A 15,411-nucleotide genomic window follows, 5' to 3' on the forward strand; every position below is an offset into this window, starting at 1 on the left:
GAAAAAATAATAAAAAAAATAGCAATGCTTCGAGTGCGCCAACAGCACCAGAAGCCTCGCACCTTCCTCGAATTCCCTCCACACACGATCGCACAATTTACCGCGTCAACCCTATGTCAAGAACCCAGGGCTGTTTCATTCTTTGTAGGGGTTCTTCACTCGGGAAGAGCCCCAATCCCTGAAACGCCTGCAAATCGTGGATGGGGAGGGTAGGCACGGGGGCACTACCCCTACAAAACCCTGGTTTCCCTGAGAATGAAACCGCCCTGGTCAAAAACCACTTAGGGTCATAGCCGCGCGGAATTTGACTCAAAGCAGTCCAAGTTTCTTGATTAATAATCCCGTCGATCTCTATCCCAAAGCTTTTTTGAAATGCGCGAACAGCTTTCTCCGTCAAAGTAGAAAACTCGCCATCAATTTTACCGCCATAGTGCTTGGAAATGCTGAGAACTTCCTGAACATTAGCGACTGCTTTTCCAGAACTGCCGAATCTGAGTATCGGCATATTAACTGGATTTTCAGTATCAAGCACCTGCCAAGTGAGCGGCCCGACAATACCGTCCGGCGGCAAGAACACCCGAAACTGAAACAGTTTCACAGCAAATTGAACTGATTTGTTAAAAATTCCTTTAGCAGGCTGTCGGTAAACGCCCAACTTCGTTAGCAGTTCTTCGAGTTCCAATACCGCTTTACCTTGAGAACCTAATTGCAGTTGCGGCTTTTTGCCTATAGCTTGAGTAGATTTCATCTGGGTTGTGGATGACATAATCGATTTTGCTAAATTCTCAGTTGAAATATGCTTGTTGCAAAAATCGTTTTCCGGGCAAAAAATTTTTAGATAATTAGGTGGAAATAAATCTCGCGCAGCCGGGGCGCGTGCGTGAAACTACTTTACTCGCCGGCGTACATCCTCAGCTTTACTCAACTTGGGCAATCTGGTCTGATACATCAGTGTTGAATCTTGTTAGAAAATTTTACGCCGTGTCCTCCGAATGCGCGTATCTTGGCTATATTCCAATAGCTAGAGCAATGGGAACGATCGCGATCGCGATCGTTCCCATTGCTTTTTCAGTTTTGCGTTTTTATATTAAGTTTTGCGTTTTTATATTAAGTTTTGCGTTTTTATATCTTAAAAGTTTTAAACCCTACTATTATTTTTTTGAAAAAACGTAATGAAGGACAGTAATCTAGTATATCAAATTTTTGTGAATGAACACTCTACCTAAAGTAAGAAACTCTCCAAAAATCCACTTTATCTCTGGGCTGCCTCGTTCGGGTTCTACCTTACTCGGAGCCTTACTGCGACAAAACCCCCGGTTTCACGCGAGTATGTCTAGCCCTGTCGGGAGTCTGGTCAGCCGAATCCTGGAAGCGATGAGCGAAGACAATGAGTTTTCCGTTTTTATCACCCCAGAGCAAAAACGGGCATTGACCTTAGGGATATTTTCAACGTTCTACGAGTCCCAAGCAGATAAAGAAGTCATCTTTGATACGAATCGGTTGTGGTGTAGCAAATTGTCTTTAATTCAAGAGCTATTTCCCACCTCAAAGGTGATTTGCTGCGTGCGGAATGTGGCTTGGATTATGGACAGTATCGAACGGCTGGTGAGAAAAAATTCCTTTGATGTTTCCCGCTTATTTAATAATCCCAACGAACGCGCAACTGTTTACACCCGGACTGAAACCTTAAGTCAGGGGAGTAGGTGAGTAGGGTTTGCTTACAACGCACTCAAGGAGGCTTTTTATAGCGAATACAGTTCGCGGTTATTGTTGGTTGACTACGACTTGTTAGCGCAAAAACTGGATAAAGTTTTGGCTCTCATTTATCAATTTTTACAGGAGGAACCGTTCAATCATGATTTTGAAAATGTCCAATATGATGCACCATAATTTGACAGCTAACTCAACCTGAAAGGGCTGCATACAGTCCGTCCCAAGGTCGAGTTGCGATCGCGCCAAACGATTTTACCGCCAGATTTATTTACCCAGTTTAATCAGTTGTCTTTTTGGACAAATCCTAGCAATAGTTTGGCGAATTTGATTGTTGCACAGCCAATAGACCCAACGGTTAAATCCTAGTTTCCCTTGTTAAGGGATGAAAGTTTCACTCACTCAAACAACACAACAGGGAAAAAATCAAATGACAAACTTCACCGTTAACCAAACTACTGATGACGGCACTGGCTTAACCGCAGGCACCCTCAGTTATGCAATCCTCCAAGCCAACCAACTCCCAGGGGATGACACCATTACCATTAATAATGATGTCCGTTTCACTGGGGTAGTAAAGACGCTGGTCAACAGCAACATCACTATTGTGGGCAACAACCACAGTATTAGCGGCGATGCTAATAACAACGGCATCAACGACAATGGCGACGTGCGCTCATTATTCATTCTGTCGGGAACCGTCGGTATTTCTAACTTAACCATCACCAACGGACGGGCTAAAGGCGGAGATAGTAATCCAGGCGGCGGCGGCGCTGGCATGGGCGGCGGCTTGTTTATCTCGGATGGCAATGTTACCCTCACCAATGTCGGCTTTACTAATAACGCTGCCCAAGGCGGTAGTGGCAATGTTAGTGGACGGAGTGTTGGTGGCGGCGGTATGTTTGGCGATGCTGGCGGTGCCGGGGGCGGCGGGCTGTTTGCTGGTAGCACTGACGACAACGGTGGCTACGGCGGTAACGGCAACTACGGCGGCGGTGCTAACGGTGGCTTCGGCGGCGGCGGCAACCCCGGTGGTGGCGGCGGCTTCGGCGGCGGCGGCGGCGGCAGGATTGGCGGCTTCGGCGGCGGCGGCAACGGCGGCTTTGGCGGCGGCGGCGGTCGCGGCGGCTTCTACGGCTTTGGTGCCGGCAACGGCGGCTACGGCGGCGGCGGCGGTGCGGGCAACGGCCCGTCAGCTAGCTTCGGCGGCGGCAACGGCGGCAACGGCGGCGGCGGCGGTGCTGGACTAGGGGGTGGTATTTTTGTCCGCACAGGCTCTTTAACCCTCAACAACACCAGCTTTACCAACAACACGGCGAATGGCGGCACAGGTATTAACTCAGGTCAAGGCTTCGGTGGGGCAATTTTCATCATGCAGTCCACCACTAATACTAACGGCAACAACCAGGGAATGCCGACTACCCTTGGCACTGTCAGTTTCACAGGTTCCTCTACCTTCAGTGGCAACAGTGCGGCGAATGATGCGGGGACTCTGACTAATAACGATGATGTTTACGGCACACAAGTACCTCCTACTAATCAAGCCCCCGTTGCTGTTGATGACAGTGCTTCCACATTCTTTGGTACTCGCGTCAACATCCCAGTTACTACCCTACTAGCCAATGATACCGATGTCGATGGCGACCCCCTCAGCATCACTGGTGTCAGCGGTGCTACTAACGGTACTGCCGTGCTGAATAATAACGGCACACCCAGCAACACCGCAGATGATTTTATTGTCTTTACCCCAACTACTGGATTCAGTGGTAATGGCAGCTTTAACTACACCCTCAGCGATGGTAGCCTCACCGATATTGGTAATGTCACCGTTGCCGTGGGGATTAACCTCTCTGGTGGTAATAACGACGACTTGCTCAACGGCACAGCAGGCAATGATAGCCTCTCTGGCGGCAACGGCCAAGACACCCTCAATGGCTATGCTGGCAATGATACCCTCAAGGGCGGTAACGGCGCAGATCACCTCAAAGGCGGTACTGGCAACGACATCTTAACCGGTGGCAGTGGTTCTGATACTTTCATCTTCGCCGCCCTAGACGGCACCGATACGATTATCGACTTTAACGATGGAGTCGATTACATTGGTCTGTCCGGCGGTTTGACCTTTGGTCAACTGTCCTTCTCTGGCAGCAACATCATTGTTACCAGCACCAATAAAATCCTGGCAACGCTGACGGGTATTAATACCACTACCCTCACATTGGCTGATTTCAAGACGATTTAGGATTACAGCCCTTTTGGGTGATTGGTGATGCGATCGCATTTTCTTTTCATCGAAAATGCGATCGCATTTTCGTCCATAAAGCGTATTTAATCAAAGGCGCTTAAAACAACAGGAATCATATCAATTCCGGTTGCACTCCTTATGATATAGAGGACACGGCAGTGCCGTTTCCCTACCGCGATTCATTGTAGGGACACCGCACTGCCGTCTCGAAAGCTGTGGGTAATATTAATGCCGATGCTTGAAGATATCGGAATTTATCTAACAAATTTTCCCCCAATCCGCTGATATTTATCTCAAATTCAGTGACAGATAAGCTATCAAAATCGTCTAAATTTGGCTCTCAATTCCGTTTTGATTTTTGGTAATTATCCTGTCTAATTTTAGGTGCATCTTTAGGCATTTCCCGCATCAACTCTATTTCCCAATGTACTCAGAACTGGATCTTCTGACCCTTGGAAGCTTTGCTAAAAATTTATTGACAAGCGAATTTCAAAGGTGGTACCCGCCACGTGATTTATCCGTGGAATCAATCCCAAATCGCAAATCTAAAATCCTCAAGAAAGAGCATTTATCCGTGGGGTAAATCTCAAATCTCAAATCTAAAATCTAAAATCGATTGACCATCTTGGGTAAGTTTGATATCATCGATCTAAACAGTGGGAATAGTAAAGTGAAATTCACTCCCTCTATCTTTTCCAGGCGAATCTACCCAAATTTTACCTCCCCAGCCGGCAACAATCTGTTTGCAAATTGCCAATCCCAAACCAGTACCCCCGGTGCTGCGGCGCAAAGCTCCTTCTTCTTGATAAAATCGATCGAACACTACTTTTAAACTATTCGCCTCGATTCCCCTCCCCGTATCGGCTACAAGCACTTCCACCATCTGAGAACCGTTGAAGAACGCTCTTATGGTCACGCTTCCCTGGGGTTTTGTGAATTTGCAAGCGTTGTCTAGCAGTTTGGAGAGCACCTCCACCAACCACTCTCCGTCTGCTTGTACTAAAGGCAATTCTGCGGACACTTCGGCGATAATTTCTGGTAACTGTCGATCGACTCCGCCGCGCGATCGCACGCTGCTGAGGGCCAAATCCACGCATTCTTGCAGCGTCAGCGATTCTACATTCCATTGGACTCGCCCGCTTTCTAAGTGAGAAAGAGTTAAGAAATCCTGCACGAGTTTCCGCATTCTATCGGCATCACCGAGGGCAGTTTCTAACATAATTTGCCGCAATTCTGCGGGCATATCAGGTTCGGAGTTCAAACTTTCTAGACACACTTGAATCGTAGAAAGCGGAGTCCGGAGTTCGTGGCCGGTGATGGCAATTAGATTGCTGCGAGTGCGGTCTAATGCTTCTAATTGTTGGTTGAGTTCTTCTAAATGAGCGTAGGTTTCGGCTTGAATTAAGGCTGCTCCGAGTTGGGTTGCGATCGCCTCTACTAACGCAATTTCGTCTTCTTCCCAAGCCACAGTCGATCGGCACTGGTGCATTTCCACCATGCCCAAAACCCGCCCCTGATAAAGCACTGGCACCATTAACCAAGAGACAATTTCCCACTTTTTTACAGATTCCCTCAGGTATTTTGTATTGACAATCAGGGGGTGTTGTGCTGTATCTTGGATGTAAACTCGCTCTTGCCGCGCCACCGCATCCCTCCATATTTGATTTTCCTGCAAAAGCCAAGTCTGATTTACTAGAGAACGAACACCCGGACGCAAAAACTCGCCATCGATTTTGACGGCAATATCTGCAGGCTTGCATCGATAAATTAAACACCGGCTTGCTGACAGGGCATTTCCCAGTTCTTGCACTGCGACTTCGACGATTTCTTGCGGGTTGAGAGACTGTCGCATTGCCGTTGTAATTAAGTTTACGAGGCGTTCTTTGCGTTCCTGGGCGGCGATGGCGGCGTATGCTTTGAGCAGTTTGTGCTGGCCGGCTTGCAAGTAGGTGACTAAGCGTTGGGCAAAAGCGTCGCTCAATTTGGGAGTGGGAATTTTTGAGTCTTTTGGCGCAGTTTTGTCGCCTTTGGCGGCTTTGTTCGCGGCGGATCTCCGCGTTTTTTTCGGTGTTTGGATCAGATTGTAGGTAGTTCTGGCTCGATCGATCTTTTCGGCCAATTCCGGGCGATAATTGACAATTTTATCCAGCAACAATGCCGCCGCCTTGCAGCTTACCTCGCGGTCAAAAGTCCAAATTCCTTCAAATCTGCGAGATTGATCCATCACCAGCGGCCCGCGATCGTCCTGGTTTTCGAGCGGCACAATTTTTTCTTGACAAATCAGGCAAGTTGAGTATTCTTGCCCGAGCACCACTAAGTGCCACTCTTTACTTAATCCGTCCTCCGGTGCAAACGCCACAGTTTCGTGACACTCCGAACCATTTTTAAACTCAGTTTCCGGTGCTGCCAGCACGTATACCTGAGAGGAGCGCGAGGCAATTCGTCGGTAGCGGTGAGCTTCCTGGCGGTAGAAGCGCTCTCGCTGAAAGCTGGCAATGACTAGCGGTTCGTCGGAACCCGCCAAAACCAAGTCTTCCATCGCGTGAGACAGGGCTGTCATGGAAGATTTGAAATAAATTTGTGCCCGCAGTTGGGGCAAAGCTTGCAGAAGTTCTGCCAGTAGTGAAATAGGGACGATCATCTAGCCTTAAACGTGCATTTTTGCCGATGACAAAACAGGATCTATAGGAAGTTTAGAGCGAGTCCTTCTCAGTATGTGATACATTTATGCTTCATAACACGACTGTTTAAGTCATATCATGCTAGCCATATCATTTAGACGAATCTAAGCAGAGGTATGCCTCCAAGACCTTGAGTTCATCCCAAAGTCACCTGTTTTTACCTCTAGGTTTTGACGCCAACTCATCTATTCAGGCTTCGATTCGGGCGTTAGCACTCTCACCATTCAGACTTGTTAGGCACCGCTTGCGGATCTCTTGCATTATACTATTCTTGAGCTATTTGATATCAGTGCCATCAGTATCGGTTTTTGGCTCGGTTTTTGGCGATCGATCGGGCTGATCGGCAATTAAACTTTCAAAAATCACAAATAATTGGCTGTTAGTTTTTAACTAACAGCCAATTATTTGGAGGACTTATATCCCATCTGGTTAGCTCACAAGGATACCGAGTCCGCGAGCATCATCGCCATATCTTAATCTCGCACTGCACGGAAAATTATTATTCCGACTGCCAGCGAAAACGATTTTCACCAAAAGCTATGAAGAAAAAGGGTTTCGGACACCTAGCGGGTAAGTCCTATATTTTTTTTTGAAGCATCGCGCCTGAGTATAAATGCTGCGGCTGTGGTTGTATCAGGCTAGTTCGCCCCCTTCGTCGTTGCCGCCCGGAGATGATTTGTAGAGAGCATCTAATTGTTCGCGGGCGTCTTGGACAGTTAGCGAACGCATCACTAACAGCGGCTCATTGACAATGTTTCCGTGTTCGTCTAAAAGTTCTGGATGCGGTACAGATTGAGAGCGAGGATAGGATGCGTAGCGATTATTTTGTCTGAATTGTTGAGGGCGCTGAGACTCGATACCCACGGTGACTAGACTGCGGATCAAGTTACCGACTGCCACAAAGGCAAGAACGGTAAAAGCTAAAATATAAAGCAGGTGCAACATTATTTTCTCCTCCGGGCTAAACAGCCACACAGCAATTTACAAAAGTGTTTCAGCAAGTAATAACTTATTAACTGGAAATCTGTTTCAGGTTGTCAAGTCAGCCGCCACATTTCCTGATGTTTGGGATTTGATGGCAACTTTAACTTTAACTCGCTTCTTTATTTTCCAGGGGGAGCTGACTGCAACGAGCGAAAGCGGGCCGATACTTGCCAGCATTCGGCGAGCAGTCTGTGCCACGGCATAAGTGCTGCGGTTTCAATCCCAACTTGACCTACCGTTGCTTGAAATAGAGCTTTAGCCGCGCCTACTTCTTGCTGAGCCTGTTTGACTCGCGCCAGCAAGTCTGATTGATCTTCGTCGCTCAGAAAGGGAATTTCCTCAGTTTCTAAGAGCTTTGTCGATCGCTCAAACCAGTAATTGAAATCCTCTAACAGCGGTTCCAGTATCGCTTTGAGCAATTCTGATTCGGGCAAGTTGGAATTAAGCATGGATCAAAGTTGGGTTATTTATCATTATAGTCTTAAACGGTCTTTACAATCTGTAACATATTTTTAACAATATTTCAAGAATTTAACAACAATTAGCAGGTGGGTGTGAATAAATTTAACGATGTCAGCAGCCATTTTTGAGTCGAAATCCCAAAATTCTGCCAAAAAATTAGTTCGCGCTCTCATATCAACTCCGGTAGCATCGGAATTAATATTACTCACAGTCAGGACACGGCAGTGCCGTGTCCCTACAATTAATGGGGGTAGGGACACGGCAGTGCCGTGTCCTCTATATCATTCCGATGCAACCGGAAACAATATCACGGGCGATGAGAAACCGGGTATTTTCAGGCAATACTTTAAAAAACCGGGTTTCTGAGAGCTGGAGTGCGGGACGCACTAAACGTCGCAACCCTTACCGAAAGCATCCAGGATACAAGCCCCCGGATTCATTCGGAAAGCAGACTCAGGACCGGTGAAATAAAAAACCTGTATCCGATGAAACTTGCCTAACGTATTTATCCGTGGGGTCAATGCTTCAATCGAAAATCTAAAATCTAAAATCTAAAATCGATTGACCGAAAGCATCCAGGATACAAGCCCCCGAATTCATCCGTCCAGAAATAAAAAACCTGTATCCGATGAAACTTGCCCAGAGAATTTATCCGTGGGGTCAATGCTTCAATCTAAAATCTAAAATCTAAAATCTAAAATCGATTGACGGGCCCTTGCTGCAATGAACCGGAGTGTCCCCCAGCCGGAAGTCGGCGCTTGCGGTCCCAATCTGAGTAAGATAGAAGCAACTGCAACTAAATTAATTGCTAATTCAGCCGATGTCTAGCTCAGAATCCATGTCCGCTCCAGAAGAGTCCGTTAAAATTGAGTTGCCCCGCACGAGTGAGTCGGAATCACTAAAAAAAATTCGCCACACCACCTCCCACGTTATGGCGATGGCGGTGCAGAAGTTATTTCCCAAGGCCCAAGTAACCATCGGCCCTTGGATTGAAAACGGTTTCTATTATGACTTTGACACTCCCGAACCTTTTACGGAACAGGATTTAAAAGCCATTAAAAAAGAGATGATCAAAATCATCAACCGTAAATTGCCTGTAATTCGGGAAGAAGTCAGCCGCGAGGAAGCGGAACGCAGAATTAAGGAGATTAACGAACCTTACAAATTAGAAATTTTAGAAGGTTTGATCGAACCGATTACTATTTACCATGTGGCCGAGGAATGGTGGGATTTGTGCGCCGGACCTCACGTTGAAAATACCAGTGAGTTGAATCCAAAGGCGATCGAACTAGAAAGCCTAGCAGGCGCGTACTGGCGCGGCGACGAAACCAAAGCTCAGTTACAGCGCATTTACGGCACTGCTTGGGAAACCCCCGAACAATTAGCAGCATACAAACACCGCAAAGAAGAAGCCCTCAGGCGCGATCACCGCAAACTTGGCAAAGAATTAGGCTTGTTTATTTTTGCCGATCCGGTGGGCCCCGGTTTGCCTTTGTGGACGCCGAAAGGTACTGTTTTGAGAAGTATTTTAGAAGATTACTTGAAACAAGAACAAATCAAGCGCGGCTATTTGCAAGTAGTGACTCCCCACATTGCCCGAGTCGATTTGTTCAAAATCTCCGGTCACTGGCAGAAATACAAAGAAGATATGTTTCCGCTGATGGCAGAAGATGAGGAATCGGCAGCAAAGGAACAGGGTTTTGTGATGAAACCCATGAATTGCCCTTTTCACATTCAAATTTACAAAAGCGAATTGCGTTCCTATCGAGAATTGCCGATGCGCTTAGCGGAATTTGGCACGGTTTACCGCTACGAACAATCGGGAGAATTGGGCGGTTTAACGCGGGTGCGCGGCTTTACGGTGGATGATTCCCACTTATTTGTCACGCCGGAACAGTTGGACCAGGAATTCTTGAATGTGGTGGATTTGATTCTGTCAGTCTTCAAGAGTCTGCAACTGAAAAACTTTAAGGCGCGTTTGAGTTTCCGCGATCCGAACAATTTGGAGAAGTACATCGGTTCCGATGAAGCTTGGGAAAAGGCTCAAGGTGCAATCCGCCGCGCGGTGGAAACTTTGGGAATGAATTATTTTGAGGGAATTGGGGAGGCGGCTTTTTACGGGCCGAAACTCGATTTCATTTTCCAAGATGTCTTGGATAGAGAATGGCAATTAGGAACTGTTCAGGTTGATTACAATTTGCCTGAACGTTTTGATTTGGAATACGTGGCTGAAGACGGGACTCGCAAGCGCCCGGTGATGATTCACCGCGCTCCTTTCGGTTCTTTGGAACGCTTGATCGGGATTTTGATCGAGCAGTATGCGGGGGATTTTCCGCTGTGGTTGGCGCCGATTCAGGTGCGGTTGTTGCCTGTTAGCGCGGAGTTTTTGCCGTTTGCGAAGGAAGTGGCGGCGAAGATGAAGGCGCTTAATATTCGCGCTGAGGCTGATGAGGATAGCGAGCGTTTGGGTAAGTTGATTCGCAATGCTGAGAAGGATAAAATTCCGGTGATGGGTGTTGTGGGTGCGAAGGAGGTTGAGGCGAATAGTTTGAATATTCGGACTCGGGCTTCTGGGGAGTTGGGGGCGATTTCGGTTGATGAAGTGATTGGGAGGTTGCAGGGGGCTATTAGTAGTTACGGCGATTTTTAGGTTATTTTAACCGCAGATGCACGCGGATTAACGCAGATGGTAATTTGGATTTATCTGCGTTTATTTGCGTTTATCTGCGGTTAGGAAGTCAGGGATTTGTCTATAGGGAATGTAGCGCCAATATCGCCCGCCTATAAATTGCTGAGATATAATTAGATGACGTAGAGTGGCAATAAAAAGTAATGGCAGATATTCAAATCAGCGTCGAAGGACGAGATGCAGTTGCTGCTACAGAGGAACTGTTTGCGATTTCTGGCTTGTCGGGAAATTGGGAAACAACCGGGGATAATGAGAAAGAGGGAACTTTAGCAACTATTGGCGCTATTGTGGCTGTTGTTGGCGCAACTGTAGCAATAGCAGAACAAATTCGCAAGTGGTATCAAGAATATAGAAAAGGCGAGTCTGGCAAAAAGATTGAGAAAGTTTTGATTGTTGGTAGGCGCGGACGGCGGTTGCTGTTGGAAAATGCCACGATTGAGCAAATTAAGCAAATCCTGGACGAATAAACCTTTTAGGACTTATCCACGGGTGGTTATACCAATTTTTTATGAGGCTGCATAGAATCCGATCCCCCCTAGCCCCCCTTAATAAGGGGGGGACAAGATTGCGATCAAAGTCCCCCTTCTTAAGGGGGATTTAGGGGGATCGAGATATGTGCAACTTCACATTAAATTGGTATCAGAAACCGGGTTTTTCGGAAAATACTTCGCTGTAACTGGCAGATTTGCTCAAAAACCCGGTTTCTTTGGTTGATTTTTAGTAATCGGGAGGTAGAGATATCCGAACCAGAGGGGAAAATACCCGCCAACAAGAAAAACAAAATGGTATTTACCTTTAAGCTTATTCAAAATAAGACTTATAAATATGAAAATCCTACACCTAGACCTCAAAAGTGTTCAAGATAATTATGTTGAATTTCGCTATTTTTTAGACAATCCCAATCATTATGAATCGAGGCGGCTGTGTCTGACAGAAATTGCCGATTTGATTACATCTGCCGAACGAGACTATTATGTGGCTATACCAGAACCCTATCCTGTGGCGGGAAAACGTTTATTTGACTGGCTTGATGGCACGGAACGCCTGTTTTCTCGGAAAATTGCAGAGTTGGGTAGAGAAAGCATTATTTTAGCCATCGCTACGGCAGAAAGACTCGCTCATTTGCCTTGGGAAGTGCTGCACGATGGCCAGAGTTTTTTGGTAGCAAAACCCCTGCCCATTCTGCCGGTTCGCTGGATGTCTTCGGACAGCATTAAAAAGTTGTCAGTTGATGAAGCCCCGCCGGAAAATAGAGCGCTGAATCTCTTATTTATGGCAGCTTCGCCGCTGGATGTAGAACCTGTGCTGGATTTTGAGAAGGAAGAAGGATTGATTCTGAAAGCCACAAAGGATGCGAGACAAGATTTAGCGCTAATAGTTGAAGAAAGTGGCTGTTTGACCGAATTGGGATATTTAATTGATAGTCATGACAAGGGATATTTTGACGTTTTCCATTTGACAGGTCATGGTACTATTAATGATAGCGGTGAACCGCGTTTTTATACCGAAACAGAGACTGGTCAAAAATATCTAGCTAGCGGTCAAGATATCGCTAATTCATTTAAATCTCGTCTTCCTAAACTACTATTTTTGTCGGGTTGTCGGACGGGACAGCGTGGCAAATCCGGGTTGATTCCTTCCTTGGCTGAAGAGTTGCTGAGTTTCGGCGCTAAAGCTGTTTTGGGTTGGGGCAAAAAGGTGAGAGAGGAGGATGCGACGGCGGCCGCAGCAGCGCTATATAAGAGTTTGGCGGCAGGCTACCAATTGACGGAGGCTTTGGGCGAGACTTATCAAGCTTTAATTACTCAGGAGGCGCGAGATTGGCATTTGTTGCGGCTTTATGTAGCGGGAAATATGCCGATCGATTTGGTTACGACTGTGAACACTCGCGGGCGGAAACGCGCACCGAAACCGACGGTTACAGAGCAGTTTTTGGATGCTGCGGGGCAGCAGGTAAAAGTCCCAACTCGCGAAGCTTTTGTGGGACGGCGCAGGCAAATTCAAAACTGTTTGAAAGCATTAAAGTTTCCCTCCGATCAAGTGGGTGTTTTGATTCACGGTATGGGAGGTTTGGGTAAGAGTAGTTTGGCTTCTAGATTGTGCGACAGATTGACGGAATTTGACAAGATTGTTTGGTCGGGAAAAGTTGATGAAGCAAGTTTGCTGAGTAAGTTGGGCGACAAGTTACTGAAGTTGCAGCGAGAAGCTTTGCAGCGAGATGATGAGGAGTTGAAATATCGCTTGCGCGACCTATTTTGGGCTTTGGAAGAAATGGCAGAGTTTTCGGATAAAAAGGGTTCGGGCGGGAAGGGGAAGCCGTTTCTGTTGGTTTTGGATGATTTTGAAAATAATTTAGAATCGCGACCAAATAGTGGCGATTATGTGTTACTGCCGGACATTGCAAGGATTTTAGAGGCTTTGGTTTGGGCAATTCAAGAAACTGATGCGCCTCACCGTTTAATTCTCACTTGTCGTTACGATTTTGATTCGCGGCTGTTGCGGGATTTCTACAAGCAGTCTTTGGATGGTTTTAAAGGCGCAGATTTGCAGAAAAAATGCAGTCAGCTTGAGGCTTTTGCGCCAGGATCTAAGGTGGATGAAAAATTGAAATCGCCAGCACAGAATTTGGCAGATGGAAATCCTCGGTTGTTGGAACGTTTGAATTTGGTGTTGCTAGCTGAACAACTTGATGTAACTGCGATTTTGGAACAAATCGAGAAGACAACTGCGGAGTTTCGCGAAGATATTTTGAATCAGGAATTGTTGAAGCAGCTATCACCTGAATTGACAAATATGCTGGAGTTGGCATTAGTTTATCAGTTACCGGTACCGAGGGAAGCGATCGCGGCGGTGTGTACCAGTATTGTCGATCTTGAGAAAAATATCAACCGCGCCATAGCCTTGGGTTTGTTAGAAGTCAGTCCAGATTCATCGCTGCGAGTACCCCGGATTTTGTCGCTGAATTTGCCGGAGGATAGCGAAGGTTTGCATCGAGAAGCGGCTGAGGTTTTGTATCGTCTCTGGTTGGAGGAAGCGGAATATTCTACCGAGGAACAGGCGTTAGAAATTCATCGGTTGGCGATGCTGGGAAAGGTGGAAAAGATTTCGGTAGAAATTGCAGCGGTTTTGACAAGTCGGTGGAAGAATCAAAGTCGATTTCGGGAAGCTGTGAAAACTTGTCAGGAGACTTTAGCAGTTTTTCCAGATTATCGCATTTTCCACAGTTTGGCTCGTTCTCAAGCTGAATTGGGTGAAACTGATGTAGCAAAAAAGTATTACCAACAAGCACTAGATGAGTGCCCGCCCGCCGACGAAATAGTAAAAGCAGCCATTCTTCACAATCTAGCAGGAATTTATGCGACTCAAGGGGAATTAGCCAAGGCGATCGCACTTTATGAACAATCTCTCGAACTTAAGGAAAAGATTGGCAATGTTCAAGGGAAAGCTGCTACTTTGCACTGTCTAGCAATAATTTATGCCAAGCAAGGGGAAGTAGCCAAGGCGATCGCATTTTATGAACAATCTCTCGAACTTCACGAAAAGATTGGCGATGTTCAAGGGAAAGCTGCTACTTTGCACCAACTAGCAGGAATTTATGCCAATCAAGGGGAAGTAGCCAAGGCGATCGCATTTTATGAACAATCTCTCGAACTTAAGGAAAAGATTGGCGATGTTCAAGGGAAAGCTGCTACTTTGCACAATCTAGCAATAATTTATGCCAATCAAGGGGAAGTAGCCAAGGCGATCGCACTTTATGAACAATCTCTCGAACTTAAGGAAAAGATTGGCAGTGTTCAAGGGAAAGCTGCTACTTTGCACGAACTAGCAGGAATTTATGCGGATCGAGGGGAAGTAGCCAAGGCGATTGCACTTTATGAACAATCTCTCGAACTTACGGGAAAGATTGGCGATGTTCGAGGGAAAGCTGCTACTTTGCACAATCTAGCAATAATTTATGCCAATCGAGGGGAAGTAGCCAAGGCGATCGCACTTTATGAACAATCTCTCGAACTTGACGAAAAGATTGGGGATGTTCGAGGGAAAGCTGCTACTTTGCACGAACTAGCAGGAATTTATGCGACTCAAGGGGAAGTAGCAAAGGCGATCGCATTTTATGAACAATCTCTCGAACTTACGGGAAAGATTGGGGATGTTCGAGGGAAAGCTGCTACTTTGCACCAACTAGCAGGAATTTATTCCAAGCAAGGGGAAGTAGCCAAGGCGATCGCATTTTATGAACAATCTCTCGAACTTGAGGAAAAGATTGGGGATGTTCGAGGGAAAGCTGCTACTTTGCACCAACTAGCAGGAATTTATTCCAAGCAAGGGGAAGTAGCAAAGGCGAGTGCACTTTATGAACAATCTCTCGAACTTGAGGAAAAGATTGGCAATGTTCGAGGGAAAGCTGCTACTTTGCACCAACTAGCAGGAATTTATGCCAATCAAGGGGAAGTAGCAAAGGCGAGTGCACTTTATGAACAATCTCTCGAACTTGAGGAAAAGATTGGCAATGTTTCAGGGTAAGCGTCTCTCCCCTTCCACAATTAACTTAAGGGGCGAGACCAGCCCTGTCAAGGTAGGTCTTAAAATCTCTCTAATACTCTAGGGAGTTGAAATTTAGGCTGTAGGCTTGAAAAATT

9 protein-coding genes and 1 pseudogene are annotated in these 15,411 nt (G+C 46.5%); 5 read left to right on the forward strand and 5 right to left on the reverse strand.

The features are described 5' to 3' along the window. Window positions 1-97 precede the first annotated feature (97 nt). Window positions 98-766, reverse strand: a complete 669-nt coding sequence (locus QUB56_RS17850; protein WP_332956927.1) for a peptidoglycan-binding protein — start codon at window positions 764-766, stop codon at window positions 98-100. Window positions 767-1,209: 443 nt separating this feature from the next. Between QUB56_RS17850 and QUB56_RS17855 the strand changes: the two genes are divergently transcribed. Both QUB56_RS17855 and QUB56_RS17860 read left to right on the forward strand, forming a co-directional pair. Further along, a complete protein-coding gene (locus QUB56_RS17855; protein ID WP_332956929.1) occupies window positions 1,210-1,707 on the forward strand; it encodes a sulfotransferase in 498 nt (165 codons plus the stop codon). Window positions 1,708-2,140: 433 nt separating this feature from the next. Next, the gene (locus QUB56_RS17860; protein ID WP_332956930.1) at window positions 2,141-3,952 is read left to right on the forward strand and encodes an Ig-like domain-containing protein; all 1,812 of its coding nucleotides are present in this window, start codon (window positions 2,141-2,143) and stop codon (window positions 3,950-3,952) included. 172 nt (window positions 3,953-4,124) lie between these two features. On the opposite strand, the pseudogene QUB56_RS37295 reads toward QUB56_RS17860, so the two are convergent. The 4 genes and pseudogenes from QUB56_RS37295 to QUB56_RS17880 form a co-directional block, all read right to left on the reverse strand. Continuing rightward, window positions 4,125-4,357, reverse strand: a pseudogene (locus tag QUB56_RS37295) (hypothetical protein); the annotation flags it as partial. A gap of 247 nt (window positions 4,358-4,604) precedes the next feature. Next, window positions 4,605-6,596 carry a DICT sensory domain-containing protein gene (locus tag QUB56_RS17870; protein WP_332956932.1) on the reverse strand — a complete coding sequence of 664 codons (1,992 nt, stop codon included), beginning with the start codon at window positions 6,594-6,596 and terminating at the stop codon, window positions 4,605-4,607. Window positions 6,597-7,269: 673 nt separating this feature from the next. After that, a complete protein-coding gene (locus QUB56_RS17875) occupies window positions 7,270-7,581 on the reverse strand; it encodes a DUF2973 domain-containing protein (RefSeq protein ID WP_332956934.1) in 312 nt (103 codons plus the stop codon). 158 nt (window positions 7,582-7,739) lie between these two features. Continuing rightward, on the reverse strand, window positions 7,740-8,069 hold the full coding sequence (locus tag QUB56_RS17880) for a DUF2605 domain-containing protein (protein ID WP_332956936.1): 330 nt from the start codon (window positions 8,067-8,069) through the stop codon (window positions 7,740-7,742). Window positions 8,070-8,902: 833 nt separating this feature from the next. Here QUB56_RS17880 and thrS point away from each other — a divergent pair. From thrS to QUB56_RS17895, 3 genes are all read left to right on the forward strand, one after another. Continuing rightward, window positions 8,903-10,732: a threonine--tRNA ligase gene (gene thrS, locus QUB56_RS17885; protein WP_332956937.1), complete on the forward strand. Its 1,830-nt coding sequence runs from the start codon at window positions 8,903-8,905 to the stop codon at window positions 10,730-10,732. Window positions 10,733-10,914: 182 nt separating this feature from the next. Continuing rightward, window positions 10,915-11,238 carry a hypothetical protein gene (locus QUB56_RS17890; RefSeq protein WP_332956939.1) on the forward strand — a complete coding sequence of 108 codons (324 nt, stop codon included), beginning with the start codon at window positions 10,915-10,917 and terminating at the stop codon, window positions 11,236-11,238. 358 nt (window positions 11,239-11,596) lie between these two features. Beyond that, a complete protein-coding gene (locus QUB56_RS17895; RefSeq protein WP_332956941.1) occupies window positions 11,597-15,295 on the forward strand; it encodes a tetratricopeptide repeat protein in 3,699 nt (1,232 codons plus the stop codon). The last annotated feature ends 116 nt before the right edge of the window (window positions 15,296-15,411 follow it).

It is taken from the genome of Microcoleus sp. AR_TQ3_B6 (assembly GCF_036702785.1).
Taxonomy (GTDB): Bacteria; Cyanobacteriota; Cyanobacteriia; order Cyanobacteriales; family Microcoleaceae; genus Microcoleus.

Coding starts and splice junctions, on each gene's coding strand:
- QUB56_RS17890 (WP_332956939.1), top strand. CDS start 10,915: ATGGCAGATATTCAAATCAGCGTCGAAGGACGAGATGCAGTTGCTGCT.
- QUB56_RS17855 (WP_332956929.1), top strand. CDS start 1,210: ATGAACACTCTACCTAAAGTAAGAAACTCTCCAAAAATCCACTTTATC.
- thrS (WP_332956937.1), top strand. CDS start 8,903: ATGTCTAGCTCAGAATCCATGTCCGCTCCAGAAGAGTCCGTTAAAATT.
- QUB56_RS17880 (WP_332956936.1), bottom strand. CDS start 8,069: ATGCTTAATTCCAACTTGCCCGAATCAGAATTGCTCAAAGCGATACTG.
- QUB56_RS17870 (WP_332956932.1), bottom strand. CDS start 6,596: ATGATCGTCCCTATTTCACTACTGGCAGAACTTCTGCAAGCTTTGCCC.
- QUB56_RS17875 (WP_332956934.1), bottom strand. CDS start 7,581: ATGTTGCACCTGCTTTATATTTTAGCTTTTACCGTTCTTGCCTTTGTG.
- QUB56_RS17895 (WP_332956941.1), top strand. CDS start 11,597: ATGAAAATCCTACACCTAGACCTCAAAAGTGTTCAAGATAATTATGTT.
- QUB56_RS17850 (WP_332956927.1), bottom strand. CDS start 766: ATGTCATCCACAACCCAGATGAAATCTACTCAAGCTATAGGCAAAAAG.
- QUB56_RS17860 (WP_332956930.1), top strand. CDS start 2,141: ATGACAAACTTCACCGTTAACCAAACTACTGATGACGGCACTGGCTTA.